The 1,345-nt window shown below is 63.7% G+C and carries 1 protein-coding gene; it reads left to right on the top strand.

The window, feature by feature from the left end:
• On the top strand, positions 1–1,345 hold a 1,345-nt coding region (locus I5W_RS17720), incomplete at both ends, for a hypothetical protein (RefSeq protein WP_044530212.1).

A 1,345-nucleotide genomic window follows, 5' to 3' on the forward strand; every position in this document is an offset into this window, starting at 1 on the left:
TCAATACCCCCGGCCAAGATCAATGCCTTGGGTGTGCTGGTCACCAAGGTACTGCACAGGCCCCAGGCCAGCGATGACACGCCGCGCCTGACTGCCGCGGAGCTGGACCAACTGGGCCTGAGCGCTGCCGACGGCACGCTCTTGAGCGCGCAGAAACCAGCTGCCGTGGCCGCTGCTCTGTATGCCATCCGCGCTGGCGCCGACAATGGCAGCGACGTCAATAGCCTGAGCAAGCTGCAGACCGTGGTGTCCAAGGCAGTCACGGCCTATCAGAAGATCCAGGTCTATGCCGACCTGACTGCGGTGCCAGGTGGCTTCCCGGAAGATGCTGGTCGTCCTGGTGCTGACGATTTCAAGGCCATGGGCCTGAAGGTGAGCGCCAGCGTCGAGGCCGACAAGGCTATCGGTGCTTCGGCCACCTTGCTGACGGCGGCTTTCGGCGCGGCCCAGATCGATAGCCCGGCCAAGCTGCAAGCCATCCTCGACAACTGGGACAAGCTCTTTACCCTGGTCAACGGCAAAGCCGATACCCTGGCCCTGACCGACACTACGCGCGCAGCCTTCAGCGCGCTGTTGAGTGGAGTAGGGGTGACGGTCGATGCCGCCACCCGCCCGGCCGCGCTGGACCTGCTGCAGACTGCGCTGGATCAGCAGTCCAGCAAGACGGTGATGGATACCCCGACCAAACTGGAAGGCTTGTTGGCGACTGCCCAGGGCTTGCTGATGCTGGCCGGAACCGCGCAAGTGTTTGCCGCTGATCGTCTGCCCACCAGCTTGGCTGCGGCCGACCTGATCGCGCTCGGGGTGGTGCCCGCTGCCACCTCCAACGCTGCTGCGGCGGCTGTCTTGAGTGCAGTCTCGGCGCAGGCGGCCAATGCCGTGGACAGCCTGTCCGAAGTGCAGGCCATCGCCAGTCTGGCCATCAAGGCCCAAGCCAAGATCAGCGCCTATGCCGACGATACAGCCAACGCTGTGCCCAGCGCTGCTGACTACTCGGCCGTGGGTTTGGTCAAGGCCGATGGCCATGCCTTGGTGGGCAGCGACAACCTCGGTGCCATCAATACCGCCCTGGCCAGCACTGCCATTACCGGGGCACTGGCAGCCGATCCGGTCAAGCTCAAAGGCATCGTCGATGCCTATACCCACATCGTCGCGGCGACCGTGACCGGTGCTGCTGCACCGACCCTGGACGACTATGCGAGCGTTGGTCTCTCTGGTCTGAATCTTCAGAACAAGGGCTTGCTGGATGGTGCATTGCCGCGTCTGGGCGCTGACAAGGTGAAGGATCATTCACAACTGCAAAAAGCCGCCGAAGCTGTGGTCAAGATCGCCACGCTGGCCGATG

This window comes from Herbaspirillum sp. B65 (assembly GCF_000333555.1).
Lineage (GTDB): Bacteria > Pseudomonadota > Gammaproteobacteria > Burkholderiales > Burkholderiaceae_D > Herbaspirillum > Herbaspirillum rubrisubalbicans.